This is a genomic window from Streptomyces sp. L7 (genome assembly GCF_050990935.1).
In the GTDB taxonomy this organism is placed as follows: Bacteria; Actinomycetota; Actinomycetes; order Actinomycetales; family Microbacteriaceae; genus Leifsonia.
Genome location: NZ_CP194644.1, coordinates 313,326 through 326,021, shown reverse-complemented (window position 1 = coordinate 326,021; position 12,696 = coordinate 313,326). Strand labels below are relative to the sequence as shown.

The 12,696-nt window shown below is 71.7% G+C and carries 16 protein-coding genes and 1 pseudogene; 7 read left to right on the top strand and 10 right to left on the bottom strand.

The features are described from left to right. Positions 1-12: 12 nt before the first annotated feature. The 5 genes from ACR5MH_RS01640 to dapA form a co-directional block, all read right to left on the bottom strand. Positions 13-504, bottom strand: coding sequence for an N-acetyltransferase family protein (locus ACR5MH_RS01640; protein WP_431349346.1), 492 nt, complete (start codon positions 502-504; stop codon positions 13-15). Between the two features lie 63 nt (positions 505-567). Continuing rightward, the gene (locus ACR5MH_RS01635) at positions 568-1,101 is read right to left on the bottom strand and encodes an ABC transporter permease (RefSeq protein ID WP_433862207.1); all 534 of its coding nucleotides are present in this window, start codon (positions 1,099-1,101) and stop codon (positions 568-570) included. Then, the gene (locus ACR5MH_RS01630; protein ID WP_431349344.1) at positions 1,102-1,272 is read right to left on the bottom strand and encodes a hypothetical protein; all 171 of its coding nucleotides are present in this window, start codon (positions 1,270-1,272) and stop codon (positions 1,102-1,104) included. Positions 1,273-1,309: 37 nt separating this feature from the next. Continuing rightward, positions 1,310-2,986 (bottom strand): ribonuclease J, encoded by a 1,677-nt coding sequence (locus ACR5MH_RS01625; RefSeq protein WP_431349343.1) that lies wholly within the window; start codon positions 2,984-2,986, stop codon positions 1,310-1,312. Positions 2,987-3,058: 72 nt separating this feature from the next. Further along, positions 3,059-4,036 carry a 4-hydroxy-tetrahydrodipicolinate synthase gene (gene dapA / locus ACR5MH_RS01620; protein WP_431349342.1) on the bottom strand — a complete coding sequence of 326 codons (978 nt, stop codon included), beginning with the start codon at positions 4,034-4,036 and terminating at the stop codon, positions 3,059-3,061. A 158-nt stretch (positions 4,037-4,194) separates the two neighbouring features. On the opposite strand from dapA, the gene ACR5MH_RS01615 reads away from it, so the two are divergent. The 5 genes and pseudogenes from ACR5MH_RS01615 (at position 4,195) to ACR5MH_RS01595 (ending at position 6,537) form a co-directional block, all read left to right on the top strand. Further along, positions 4,195-4,617 (top strand): thioredoxin family protein, encoded by a 423-nt coding sequence (locus ACR5MH_RS01615; RefSeq protein ID WP_431349341.1) that lies wholly within the window; start codon positions 4,195-4,197, stop codon positions 4,615-4,617. 2 nt (positions 4,618-4,619) lie between these two features. After that, a pseudogene (locus ACR5MH_RS01610) lies at positions 4,620-5,107 on the top strand (DUF4395 family protein). Positions 5,108-5,211: 104 nt separating this feature from the next. Then, complete coding sequence (locus ACR5MH_RS01605) at positions 5,212-5,640, top strand: OsmC family peroxiredoxin (RefSeq protein ID WP_431349340.1); 429 nt, start codon at positions 5,212-5,214, stop codon at positions 5,638-5,640. 4 nt (positions 5,641-5,644) lie between these two features. Next, positions 5,645-6,229, top strand: coding sequence for an NAD-dependent epimerase/dehydratase family protein (locus ACR5MH_RS01600; protein ID WP_433862205.1), 585 nt, complete (start codon positions 5,645-5,647; stop codon positions 6,227-6,229). Continuing rightward, on the top strand, positions 6,226-6,537 hold the full coding sequence (locus tag ACR5MH_RS01595; protein ID WP_433862203.1) for a DUF1731 domain-containing protein: 312 nt from the start codon (positions 6,226-6,228) through the stop codon (positions 6,535-6,537). The genes ACR5MH_RS01600 and ACR5MH_RS01595 overlap by 4 nt, the downstream gene beginning before the upstream one ends. On the opposite strand, the gene ACR5MH_RS01590 is transcribed toward ACR5MH_RS01595, so the two are convergent. Both ACR5MH_RS01590 and dapB read right to left on the bottom strand, forming a co-directional pair. Beyond that, positions 6,534-6,989 (bottom strand): hypothetical protein, encoded by a 456-nt coding sequence (locus ACR5MH_RS01590; RefSeq protein ID WP_431349338.1) that lies wholly within the window; start codon positions 6,987-6,989, stop codon positions 6,534-6,536. The two genes, ACR5MH_RS01595 and ACR5MH_RS01590, sit on opposite strands and share 4 nt — an antisense overlap. 8 nt (positions 6,990-6,997) lie before the next feature. After that, positions 6,998-7,777 carry a 4-hydroxy-tetrahydrodipicolinate reductase gene (gene dapB, locus ACR5MH_RS01585; protein ID WP_431349337.1) on the bottom strand — a complete coding sequence of 260 codons (780 nt, stop codon included), beginning with the start codon at positions 7,775-7,777 and terminating at the stop codon, positions 6,998-7,000. A 101-nt stretch (positions 7,778-7,878) separates the two neighbouring features. Here dapB and ACR5MH_RS01580 point away from each other — a divergent pair, with 101 nt between their 5' ends. Further along, a complete protein-coding gene (locus ACR5MH_RS01580) occupies positions 7,879-8,370 on the top strand; it encodes a GNAT family N-acetyltransferase (protein WP_431349336.1) in 492 nt (163 codons plus the stop codon). Between the two features lie 73 nt (positions 8,371-8,443). Here ACR5MH_RS01580 and ACR5MH_RS01575 read toward each other — a convergent pair whose 3' ends face one another. Both ACR5MH_RS01575 and ACR5MH_RS01570 read right to left on the bottom strand, forming a co-directional pair. Then, entirely contained in the window at positions 8,444-9,046 is a 603-nt protein-coding gene (locus tag ACR5MH_RS01575) for a histidine phosphatase family protein (RefSeq protein WP_431349335.1), read from the bottom strand. Between the two features lie 39 nt (positions 9,047-9,085). After that, positions 9,086-10,435 carry a M16 family metallopeptidase gene (locus tag ACR5MH_RS01570; protein ID WP_431349334.1) on the bottom strand — a complete coding sequence of 450 codons (1,350 nt, stop codon included), beginning with the start codon at positions 10,433-10,435 and terminating at the stop codon, positions 9,086-9,088. A 180-nt stretch (positions 10,436-10,615) separates the two neighbouring features. On the opposite strand from ACR5MH_RS01570, the gene ACR5MH_RS01565 reads away from it, so the two are divergent. Next, positions 10,616-11,200: a TetR/AcrR family transcriptional regulator gene (locus ACR5MH_RS01565; RefSeq protein ID WP_431349333.1), complete on the top strand. Its 585-nt coding sequence runs from the start codon at positions 10,616-10,618 to the stop codon at positions 11,198-11,200. 86 nt (positions 11,201-11,286) lie between these two features. On the opposite strand, the gene ACR5MH_RS01560 is transcribed toward ACR5MH_RS01565, so the two are convergent. Further along, the gene (locus tag ACR5MH_RS01560; RefSeq protein ID WP_431349332.1) at positions 11,287-12,615 is read right to left on the bottom strand and encodes an aldo/keto reductase; all 1,329 of its coding nucleotides are present in this window, start codon (positions 12,613-12,615) and stop codon (positions 11,287-11,289) included. Positions 12,616-12,696: the final 81 nt, after the last annotated feature.

Below are 12,696 nucleotides of genomic sequence, written 5' to 3'. Positions count from 1 at the left end.
AGGAACGGGCGCTCAACGCACCGCGCGCACCATCGTGTCCGCCGTCGCGCGCGCCTGCACAGTCACGTAGCCCTCGCTCACGTAGAGCCGCTGGGCGAAGTTGGCACGCTCGACGCTCAGGCTCAGCCGGGCGGCGCCGGCGACGGCGGCCTGCCTCCCGAGCTCCTGGAGCAGCGCGCGGCCGACGCCCTGCGCGCGCCACTGCGCGTTGACGCCGAGGGTCAGTTCCGGGACGCCGACGGCGACGAAACCCTTGCCGGGCGCGTCCGCGGGGAACAACCGTGCCCAACAGGCGCCCACCGCCGCGCCGTGGGCGTCCTCCGCGACACAGCCGAAATCCCCCGGCCGCTTCCAGCCGGCGACATAGCGCAGCACGCTCGGGTCCTCCAGGACGGCGACGCGCGGGCGCGCCCGGGAGGCGTTCCAGTTCGCGGCCTCCACCAGCATGTCCGAGAGGATGCGCGCGTCCTCCCGGTTCGCGGGGCGGATCCGGAACCCTGTCATGGCTGAACGCTACTCGCCGGGATGTTACGCGCGGGTTACAGAGCCCGCGCCGGAGGGCGGCACTCAGTACCGGATCGCATCGATCACCTTCACCCGCACCGCGACGAGCGCCGGCAGCAGCCCCGCGAGCGCCCCGACCGCGCTCGCCGCGACGAGGCCGAGCACGGCGGCCTCCACCGGGAACGGCGGCATGTCCGCGATCATCCCGCGGCCCATCTGCTGCTCCACCCACGGATTCTTCACGACCAGCACCGCCAGAGCGACGCCTGCCGCGCCGGCGACCACCGTGGCCATGACGCTCTCCATCATCACCGCGAAGAAGACCCGCGCGCTGGTCGCGCCGAAGCTGCGCCGCACACCGATCTCCCGGATGCGGTGCCGCACCGTCACCAGCGCGATATTGACGAGACCGAGCGTGCCGAGCACGAGGATGAGGACGGCGATGCCGCCGACGCCCAGCTTCAGGGGCAGCAGCGGATCCCCCTCCCGGTACGCGAGATAGTCGCTCCGATCGACGTTCACCATGCCCGTCCCGAGCGCCTGGTCGAACTCTGAGGAGATCGCTGCGACCAGGGGCTTCGCGACCTCCGGGGGCACTCACGCCTCGAGCGAGGGCGGTCCGAAGACGGTCTGGGCGGCCGCGAGCCGGTCGACGCCGGAGTTCAGGACGATCGCAGCGGGGTCGTCGGCCGACTCGGGCGTCTTGACGACGCCGACGACGACCGCCACGACCTCCGTCTCGCCCTTCAGGACGACCCCCGGCGTCACATAAGCTCCATCTTACATGTAAGTGGTGATACTCCGGTCAGGCCTCGATGACGAGCGGCACGATCATCGGGCGGCGGCGGTAGCTGGTGTTCACCCAGCGGCCCACCGTGCGGCGGACCACCTGGGAGAGCGCGTGCGAGTCGCGGACACCGTTGTGCGCCGCGTCGGCGAGCGCCGCCGCGATCTTCGGCTTGACGGCGTCGAACACGGCGTCGTCCTCGGCGAAGCCGCGGGCGTGGATCTCCGGACCGGTGACGATGCGTCCGCTGGCGGCCTCCACCACCACGATGATCGAGATGAAGCCCTCCTCGCCCAGGATCCGGCGGTCCTTGAGGTCGGCGTCGGTGATCTCGCCGACGCTCGAGCCGTCGACGTAGACGAAGCCCAGGTCGAGCTGGCCGACCACGCGGGCGACGCCGTCGCGCAGGTCGACGACGGTGCCGTCCTCGGCCAGGATCGTGTTCTCCTCCGGCACGCCGGTGTCCATCGCGAGCCGGGCGTTGGCGACCAGGTGGCGGTACTCGCCGTGCACGGGCATGACGTTGCGGGGCTTCAGGATGTTGTAGCAGTAGAGCAGCTCGCCGGCGGCCGCGTGCCCGGAGACGTGCACCTTGGCGTTGCCCTTGTGCACGACGTTGGCCCCGAGCTTGGTCAGGCCGTCGATCACGCGGTAGACCGCGTTCTCGTTGCCCGGGATGAGACTGGAGGCCAGGATGACCGTGTCGCCGGGGCCGACCTCGATCTGGTGGTCGAGGTTCGCCATGCGCGCGAGCACCGCCATCGGCTCGCCCTGCGAACCGGTGGACATGTAGACGATCTCGTCGTCCGGGAGGTCCGCGGCCTTCTTGTAGTCGATCAGGACGCCCTCGGGCACCTTGAGGTACCCGAGCTCGGCGGCGATGGTCATGTTGCGCACCATCGAGCGGCCCAGCAGCGCGACCCGGCGGCCGTTGGCGGCGGCCGCGTCCAGCACCTGCTGAACGCGGTGCACGTGGCTGGAGAAGCTGGCCACGATCACGCGACGCGGGGCGCGGGCGATCACGTTGTCGAGCACCGGTCCGATGGAGCGCTCCAGCGGCGTGAAGCCGGGGACGTCGGCGTTGGTGGAGTCGGCCATGAACAGGTCGACGCCCTTCTCGCCCAGGCGGGCGAAGGCGCGGAGGTCGGTGATCCGGTCGTCGAGCGGGAGCTGGTCCATCTTGAAGTCGCCGGTGTGCAGCACCGTGCCGGCCTGCGTCGTGATGGCGACGGCGAGGGCGTCGGGGATGGAGTGGTTGACCGCCACGAACTCCAGGTCGAACGGGCCGAGCTGCTCGGTGCGCCCCTCCTTGACCGTGAGCGTGTACGGCTGGATGCGGTGCTCCTTGAGCTTCGCCTCCACGAGCGCGAGGGTCAGCCCGGAGCCGATCAGCGGGATGTCGGCGCGCAGCTTGAGCAGGTAGGGCACCGCGCCGATGTGGTCCTCGTGGCCGTGCGTCAGCACCACGCCGAGCACGTCGCCGAGACGGTCGCGGACCGGCGCGAAGTCGGGCAGGATCAGGTCGACGCCCGGCTGGTCCTGCTCGGGGAACAGGACGCCGCAGTCGACGATGAGGAGCTTGCCTTCGTATTCGAAGACGGTCATGTTGCGGCCGATCTCGCCGAGACCGCCGGTGGGGATGATACGGAGCGTTCCCGGTTCGAGGGCGGGAGGCGCGGAGACGAGGTTGGGCATGTGCCCTCCAATGTAGGGATGTATACGTGCGTCCGGGCTGGTGCCCGGGGTGGTGCGGACCGCTGAGCGGCCTTAGCGTGTGGCCCCGGCGATCTTGGGCAGAGCGCCGCCGGCGGCGGCGTTGCGATCGGGGCGGAAGTTGGAGAAGTCGGCGCCGGGGATGTCGCGGACGAGGTCGAGCTCGTCCTCGATCTGTGCGGCCTCCCACTCCTCCGGGCCGACCAGCGGGAGGCGGACCCGCGGGCTGGAGATGCGGCCCAGCCCGTGCAGGATGTACTTGGCCGCGACCGTGCCCGGCACGTGCGTCATGACGGCGCGGACCAGCGGCTCCAGCTTCTGGTGGGCCGCGGTGGCCGTGGTCAGGTCGCCCGCGTTGACCGCGTCGACGATCTGGCGGTAGGGCGTGGCGGTGATGTTCGCCGTCACCCCGATGAGGCCCGTGGCACCGATCGCCAGGTGCGGGAGCACGTTGGCGTCGTCGCCCGAGAAGTACATCAGGTCGGTCTGGTTGAGCACCCGGCTGACTTCGCTGAAGTCGCCCTTCGCATCCTTGATGGCGAGCACGTTGGGGTGCTTGGCGATGCGCAGGATGGTCTCGTACTTGATCGGGATGCCGGTGCGGCCCGGGATGTCGTAGAGGATGACGGGCAGATCGGTGGAGTCCGCGATCATGCGGAAGTGCGTGAGGACGCCGGCCTGGGTCGGCTTGTTGTAATACGGAGTGACGATCATCACGCCGTCGGCGCCGGCCTTCTCGCTCTGCTTGTAGAGCTGGATGGCGTGCGCGGTCTCGTTGGAGCCTCCGCCCGTGATGATCTTGGCGCGGCCGGCCGCGACGTCCTTGCCCACCTCGACCAGACGCAGCTTCTCCGCGTCGGTGAGGGTCGAGGTCTCGCCCGTGGTGCCGGTGACGACGATGCCGTCGGCGCCCGCGACGATCACGTCGTCCATGTGCTTCTCCACGCCGGCCCAGTCGACCTCGCCGTCGGCGGTGAAGGGCGTGACCAGGGCGACGAGCACCTGGCCGAAGGGGTTCGCGGGAGCAGCCATGAGATCAAGGCTATCGGGTCGGGCCCGGCGACCGCCTCCCCGTCGGCCGATCCGTGGAGAGCCGGTGCCGACACCGGAGCTGTGGAGGACCACCCGCCGTCATCTTCGTTCACACTGCCTTCAGTCGGCCGCGCGGCGCGCGTATCGTCGCCCTCACCATGTCAGCATCCTCCGCCCTCCTCGTCCTGATCGCCCTGGTCGCCGTCGCGACGGCGGCCGGCGTCGTCTGGCGCGTCCGCACCGGCCGGGTCCGCTCGGCGCGGGCCGACCGTGTGACCGCCGCCGAGGTGGGCGCGGGCGGACTCGGCTCGCGCGCGACGCTCGTCCAGTTCTCCACCGCGTTCTGCGCCCAGTGCCCATCGACCGCGCGCGTGCTGAACGGCGTCGCGGGCGAGCACGACGGGGTCGAGCACCTGGACGTCGACCTGACGGTCCGCCCCGAGCTCGCCCGCCGGTTCGGCGTGCTGCAGACCCCGACCACCCTGCTGCTCGACGCCCGCGGCACCGTCCGCGGTCGGATCGCCGGGGCCGCGCGGCCCGGCGACGTGCGCAGCGCCCTCGACCGCATCCTGACGGAGTGACCATGACCGAGAACCCGAGCACCGCCCGACCCCGCGCAACAGGCGTCGACCCGCGCTCACCGCGGTTCGGCGCCGCGATCACGGCCATCCTGCTGCTGATCGACCTCTTCCTCGCCCTCACCGGCGCGACCGTCGCGGCCGCTGTCCTGCTGCTCCTGATCGCCCTGCTGTTCGCCTGGGGAGCGTTCGCGGGTGTGCGCCGCCATCCGTACGGCCTCCTGTACCGCGTCGCGGTCCGCCCCGCCTCGCGGCGCCGACCGAGCTGGAGGACCCGGCGCCGCCGACCTTCGCGCAGGCCGTCGGGCTCGTCGTCACCGGTCTCGGCCTCCTGCTGTTCGTGCTCGGTGTGCCCGCCGCGCTGCCGATCGCCGCCGCGCTCGCGTTCCTGGCGGCCTTCCTGAACGCCGCGTTCGGGTACTGCCTGGGCTGCCAGATCTACCTGCTGCTCGTGCGGGCCGGCGTCATCCGGAGGGGCGTGAGCACGGCTTGACCGCCGAAACCGGGAATCCCCCGAGCGGGGGTCGGCGCGCCGGGGGCCGCCAGTAGTCTGGTCGCACCCGCGCGCACTCCGCGGCGGGAACAACAGGAGGTCTCATGGCAGTCACCAGCGAATCCACCACGGTCTGGACCGGCGATCTGAAGTCCGGTTCGGGGACGGTCTCGCTCGACTCGTCGGGTGCGGCCACGCTCTCGGTGAACTGGAAGGCGCGCTCGGAAGGCGGCGCGGAGACGTCCACGCCCGAGGAACTGCTGGGCGCGGCGCACTCGGCCTGCTTCTCGATGGCGTTCTCGAACGTCCTCGCGGCCGCCTTCGGCACGGCGCCCGAGAGCATCCGCACCACCGCCGCGGTGACCTTCGACCCCGCGCAGGGCATCACCGGCAGCCACCTCCTCGTCGAGGCGAGCGTTCCCGGGCTCGGCGAGGAGGACTTCCAGCGCCTCGCCGACGAGGCGAAGCGCACCTGCCCGGTTTCGCGGGCGCTCGTCGGCATCCCGATCACGATCGAAGCCACGCTGGCCTGAGCCGATGCGCGTGCTCGTAGCCGGCGCGTCCGGCATGATCGGCACCGCGCTCGTCCGCGCACTGCGGGCGGAGGGTCACGACGCTCTCCGCCTGGTGCGGCGGGAGCCGGCCGCCGCGGACGAGCGCGCCTGGGCGCCTTCGGCGCGCAGCATCGACCTGCGGCTGCTGGACGAGGCGGACGCCGTGGTGAACCTCTCCGGAGCCTCGCTCAACCGGTTGCCCTGGACGGCGGCGCACAAGCGGCGCATCCTCGACTCGCGCCTGGCCGCGACGGGCACGCTCGCGGACGGGATGCGCCAGGCCGCGAACCCGCCCGGCGTGTTCGTCAGCGGTGCGGCGGTCGGCTATTACGGCGACCGGCCGGGGCAGACCCTGACCGAGGACTCCGCCCAGGGCGTCGGCTTCCTCTCGGACGTGGTGGAGGCCTGGGAGACCGCGGCACACCTCGCGCCCACAGGGACCCGCGTCGCCACCATCCGCACCGGCGTGGTCGTCGGGCCCGGCGGCGCGATGGCGCCGCTGCTGCCGCTCGCGAAGCTCGGGCTCCTCGGGCCGATCGCGGGGGCCGCCAGCACTGGCCGTGGGTGAGCCTGCGCGACGAGGCTGCCGCGATCGTGCACCTCCTGACCTCCCGACTGAGTGGGCCCGTCAACCTCGTCGGACCCGAGCCTGCGACCGCCGGCGAGGTGCTGCGGGCGCTCGCGCGGGCGGTGCACCGCCCGTACGGCCTCCCACTGCCGAGGCCGGTCGTGAACCTTGCACTCGGTGAGGCCGGACGCGAGCTGTTGCTCGCGGATCAGCGGGTGCTGCCTCAGCGCCTGCTGGACGACGGGTTCGCGTTCCAGGACAGCACGGTGCGGGACGCCATGGCGCGGCTCGTTGAGCGGACGGCTTAGCGCGCCGTCCGCTCTTGCGCCCGGTACAGCCCGATCGCCTGCCGGAGCGCCGCGCGCGCCCGGCGGCGGTCGCCGCTCGCGTCGTACGCGAGCCCGAGCCGGAACCAGGCGCGCCAGCTCTCGGGCGAGGCCTCCACCTCGGCTTTGAACTGCGGGAACTCCGCGTCGGCGGCGTCGCGCAGCGGGCGGCCGGAGGCGCGGTGCGGGAGGTCGTCGACCGGCAGCGTACCCTCGGCCGCCATCAGCTTGACGAGCCTCTCGGTGCGGGCGCCGAACAGCAGCTCCCTGATCAGGGCCCACGCCGCGATCAGCCCGATCACGATCAGTGCGACGCTCATCGCGATCCCGACGGCCGACCCCGAGGCGAACAGGAGGACCGCGCGCTGGAAGACCAGCACGAGGTACACCACGAGCAGCAGCGCCATGAACAGCGCCGAGAGACGGTTGCGCATCGGGCGGCCTACACCTCGCGGACGGTCGGGCGCGGCGGCTCCCCGTCCGGCTCGGCGATGCCGAGGTCGACCAGTTTGTCCAGGCCGACCAGCACACCGGTCGTCGTCGCGGCGGCGCGGAGCGCGAGCAGGATTCCGGCCTCGTAGGCGTCCTGCCCGATCGTGTCATGACGGATGGTCAGGGTCTCCCCCGCCCCGCCGAAGATCACCTGTTGCTGGGCGGCGACGCCGCGCATGCGGAGGCTGTGGATCGGGACGCTGCCGACCTGCTGGCCGCGAGCCCGCTGGTCGGTGTGCGGAGCGTCCACCGGGCCGCGCTGCAGCCGGGCGGCCGCGATCAGCTCGGCGGTCCGCACCGCGGTGCCGGAGGGCGAGTCGACCTTGCCCGTGCCGTGCGTCTCGACGATCTCGATGGAGTCGAAGAACCGCGCGGCGACGGTCGCGAACGCGGTGCCGAGCGCCGAGCCGAGGGAGAAGTTCGGAATGACGACGGCGCCCGCGCCCTCGTGCTCGGCCACCCTGCGCTCCAGGTCCAGGATGCGGTCGGCCGACCAGCCGGAGGTCCCGACCAGGACGTTGAGGCCGTGGTCGACGGCGAAGGCGACGATCCCCGGGCTGACCTGCGGAAGGGTCATGTCCACCAGCACGTCGGCGCCGAGCATGGCGTCGAGCGGGGTGCGGGAGTCGAGTGCGGCCACCAGCTCCAGGTCGTCGGCCGCCTCGATGAGGCGGACCGCCACGGATCCGAGCTTGCCGGTCGCCCCGGCCACGGCCACGCGAATAGTCACCCGTCCACCCTACCTGGCGAGCGCATTCGGCCCGAATGTCGCGTCTCGCGCCGCGGGAGTCGACATTCGGCACGAATGCCGGCCGAAGCTACGCTGGAGCGATGGTGTCCTTTGCCGATGTCTCCGTCACCGACGCGACCGCCCACCGGATGCTCGCGGACTACTTCGCCGAGCGCGCCGAGACCTTCCCCGCCTCCCAGGGCGCGTACCGCACGACGTTCCCCGACCCGGGCCAGTTCGTCCCGCCGGCGGGCGTCTTCCTGCTGGCGTACGACGACGGCGAGGCGGGCTGCGGCGGCGTCCGCGAGCTGCCCGTCCCGCTGTCCGAGACCGAGGACGGCGAGCAGATCGTCCGCTACGAGATCAAGCACCTCTGGGTCGCGCCCGCGCACCGCGGTCAGGGCCTCGGGCGCGCCATTCTCGCCGAGCTGGAGCACCGCGCCCGCGGGTTCGGCGCCACCGAGGTCGTCCTCGACACCAACGCCTCCTTGGAGGCCGCCGGCGGCCTCTACCGCTCGCACGGCTACGAGAGCATCCAGCCCTACAACGACAACCCCAACGCGACCGACTGGTTCCGCAAGCGCCTCACGTAAGCAGCCATCGCTTCCTCACTTTCTCCCGCCCGCGCCCGGCGTGTCGCGGGAGGAAGTGAGGAACGGATGGCTGCTAGACCGGCTGTAGCTCGGGGAGGCCGGTGCGCAGCTCGACGGGGAGGTGACCGAGGTCGTTGTGCACCACGAGCACGGGAGGCTTGGCCGAGCGCACGCGGATGATGGTCAGGCCGCAATTGGCCTGGTTGAGGCCGAGCCAGCGCCACGCGGGCGCGTCGAACACGTGCCGGACGAACCAGCCGATCACGAAGTTGTGGGTCACCAGCAGGTCGTGCCGGTCGCCCATCGCGGGCGTCAGGAACTCGTGGACCGCGTCGTCCATCTGGGCCCGGCCCGCGTCGATCTCGGCCTCGGTGACGGGGCCGAAGAACGACTCGAACACCTTGGGCATGTCGGGCGTCGGCCCGGACGGGATGCAGTCGAACAGCAGGCTGGACGGCTCCGGCACCACGGCGGGCATCCGCTCGGCGATGATCGAGGCCGTCTGCTCCGCGCGCACGAGCGGCGAGTGGTACATCCCCGTCAACGGCAGACCGCTCAGCCGGTCGGCGATGAGCTGCGCCTGGCGCTTGCCACGCGGCGAGAGCGGGCCGTCGGGCAGTCCGTGCTCGGCGTCCTGCTGCTCGCCGTGACGCACGAGGTAAAGGTAATGGGGCACCGGTAGACCTTTCGATGTAACGGGAAGGGAGACAGGCGGTCAGGCCACGAGGCCCGCGAAGACGTCGTCGTCGACGCCACCCACCGCGGAGATCGAGACCGGGCGGTCGGCCAGGTCCCGTGCGAGTTCTCGGACGTCCCCGGCGGTGACGAGGTGGAGCCGCCGGAGGCTCTCGTCGAGGTCGGCGAACTCCCCCAGGCTGATCTCGGCCCGGCCGAGCCGCGACATCCGGGTGTCCGAGTCCTCCAGCGCGAGGGCCGCACCGCCGGAGAGCTGCCCGACGGCGCGGCGGAGCTCATCCGCCGTCACCCCGCCGTCGGCGAGGCGGTGCAGCTCGGAGAGCATCAACTCGGCCACCTGCCGGGCCTTCGCGGGGGCGCAGGCGGAGAACAGCCCGAAGACCCCGGCGTCGGAGTAGGAGCCGGAGAACGAGTAGACGGCGTAGGCCAGCCCGCGCTTCTCGCGGACCTCCTGGAACAGCCGGCTCGACATCCCGCCGCCGAGGATGGAGTTGAGGACGCTCATCGTTGTGCGGCGCTCGTCGGTCGCGACGATGCCGGGCATGCCGATGATGAGGTTGGCCTGCTCGATCGGCCGGGAGACGGTGACGAGCGGGGCGCCGCGCTCGACGGTCGCGGCTGCGGTCGGGCGGCGGTCGACCGGGGCGGCCTCCTCGTCCCGGTCCCAGCCGGCGGCGTCGAGCGCGCGTTGCACGCCCGCCACGAGCACGTCGTGGTCGACGGCGCCCGCAGCTGTCACGACCAGGTCGCGCGGCCGGTAGTTGGCCCGGTAGTGGCTCCAGACGGCATCGCGGGTGGCGGCGCGGATGGTGTCGGGGCGTCCGCCGATCGGCCGCCCGAGCGGGTGGGCGCCGAGCACGGCGGTGAAGAGCCGCTCGTTGGCGACGTCGGCCGGGTCGTCCTCGGCCATCGACAGCTCTTCGAGGATGACGCCGCGCTCGTTCTCGAACTCGGTGGGGTCGAGCACGGACGAGGTGAGCATGTCGCCGATGACCTCCACCGCCATGGGGAGGTCGCGGTCCTGCACCTTGGCGTAGTAGCAGGTGTACTCCTTGGCCGTCATGGCGTTGTGCTCGCCGCCGACCGAGTCGAAGGACACCGCGATGTCGAGGGCGGTGCGCGTGCGTGTGCCCTTGAACAGGAGGTGCTCGAGGAAGTGCGTGGAGCCCAGGCTGCCCGCCACGTCGGCGACCTCGTCGCGCGAGCCCACGGCCACCCAGTAGCCCAGGGTCGCGCTGCGCGCGCCGGGCACCTGCTCGCTCAGAATGCGGACGCCGTTCGGCAAGATCGTGCGGCGGACGAGGGCTTCACCGGAAGCGGCGAAAGCGAGGTCGGCCAAACCGAGCGGGAGGTCGACTGCGCTGTTCATCCCCTCAACCCTACGCCAGCGGTCGATCGAGCGCGGAGACTGGGAAATTGAGGACAAACAGACTAGTCTGTCTACCACTATACTGAAGTGACCACCCCGACCGGTCGTCCCCCTCGGACCGGTCGGGGGGTCTCAGAGACGAGCGGAGGCCACAGCCTCCCGGAGAGAGGAGACGACCAGATGGTCGTTAGTGCCCGCGCCACCATCCGGCCGCCCGCACCGTCGAAGATCAAGATCCTCGCGACCGCCGACGAACTCTTCTACCAGGAGGGCATCCACACGGTCGGCGTCGACCGCATCATCGCAGGCGCCCGAGTGACGAAGGCGACGTTCTACAAGCACTTCCGCTCCAAGGACCTCCTGATCATCGCCTACGTCGAGGGCCGCGACCGCCAGGTGCGCGAATGGTTCGCCGAGAAGGAGGCCGAGCTCTCCGACCCGACGGCGATCGCCCGCGCGCTCGTGGAATCCATCAACGCCGAGGCGGTGCGCCCCGGCTTCCGCGGCGACCCGTTCATCAACGCCGCCGCGCAGTTCGCGGACGAGAACCACCCGGTGCGCGTCGCCGTGACCGCGCACCGGGACTGGTACGCCAAGCACATCGAGGAGCTGTTCCGCCAGATCGGTCACCCGCGACCGGGCGACGCGGCGGACGACCTCATCCTCGCGCGCGACGGCGCACTGGCCGGCGGCTACGTGGGCGACCCGATCGCCGCGGGCGCAGCCCTGCATCGCGCGCTCGACCGCATCCTCGCCGAGAAGTAGCCGGTCGGTGACTCCGGAGGTTCGCCGGGCCACGCGCGTGTCGTCTCCGTGACTCCGGAGACCCGGCCTGTTTCGCGGGATGGCGGCTACTCGGAGACGCGGTCGAGGTCGAGCATCTGGGCGCGGGTGAGGCGGATGCCCGCGGCGGCCATCAGGCCGTCGACCTGCTCGGGACGGCTGGCGCTCGCCACCGGGGCCACGATCGTGCGCTTGGCGAGCAGCCAGGCGATCGAGACGCTCGCCGGGGACACGCCGTGCTCGGCGGCGATCCGGTCGAGCACCGCCAGGACGCGCATGCCCTTGCGGTTGACGTACGCGGAGGCGCGCACGCTGCGGGCGTCGGCGCTGAGGTCCGACTTGGACCGGTACTTGCCGGTGAGGAAGCCGTTGGCCAGCGCGTAGTACGGCATGACGGCGAGGCCTTGCGCGGCTGCGACGATGCGCAGCGCGCTCTCGAACTCGGCGCGGTGCATGAGGTTGTACTGCGTCTGGATGGCGACGAACTTCGGCAGGCCGGCCGACGCCATCACCCGCGCCTCGATGAGGCGATCCGCGCTGAAGTTGGACGCGCCGAGGTAGCGGACCTTGCCCGTCTCGATGAGCCACTCCGCGGTCGCGAGGCTGTCCTCCAGCGGCACGTCAGGGTCGTCGTCGTGGAAGTACAGCAGGTCGATGTGGTCGGTCTGCAGGCGCTCGAGGGATGCCTCCACGGCGCGCACGATGCTCACGGAGCCGAGGCCGGGGTTCTCGTGGTGGCGACCGACTTTGGTCGCGACCACCAGGTCGTCGCGGTTGCCGCGCTCGCGCATCCACTTGCCGATGAGAACCTCGCTGCGGCCGCCGACGTAGCTGTCGGCCGTGTCGATGAAGTCGCCGCCGCGCGAGGCGAAGCGGTCGAGGATCGCGAGCGAGGTGTCGCCGTCGGCCGTCCAGCCGAAGACGCTCGCGCCGAGCGACAGCGGGTACACCGCGAGGTCGCTCTCGCCGATGCGGCGCGGGGCGATGATCGAGAGCGGGCCGGTGCGCTCGAGGCCGGAGTCGATGTCGAGCGGGCCGCCGGTGTCGGTGGACGGCTCGGCGTAGGTGGACGGCCCGGCGTAGGACGGCCCGGCGTAGGCGGACGGCCCGGCGTAGGCGGATGGGCCGGTGTAAGTGGACGGCCCGGTGTACGTGGCGGGCGCCGTGTCAGTGGGCCGCTCGGCGGCGGTCGGCGACGCAGCCGCGACGGTGGGCGGCGTGTCGGCGGCGGCCTGCGCGGGCGACGCGGGAGCGGGCTCGCCAGCGCGCCGCTGCGAGGTCGCCGCCTGCGACGCGGGCGCCGAACCCGACGCGCCGTCAGCGTCCGCCGCGACCGCTGCGGCGGGGGTGCGAAGGCCGACGCTCTCGAGGAGGCGAAGGGGAAGGATCTGTGGCATCTCGTCCCCCTTCCAGCCGTTCGAGCGGGTGTTCACGCGGACGATCGATTCGTGGCTCGAATCGATTCGATGGTGCTCTTC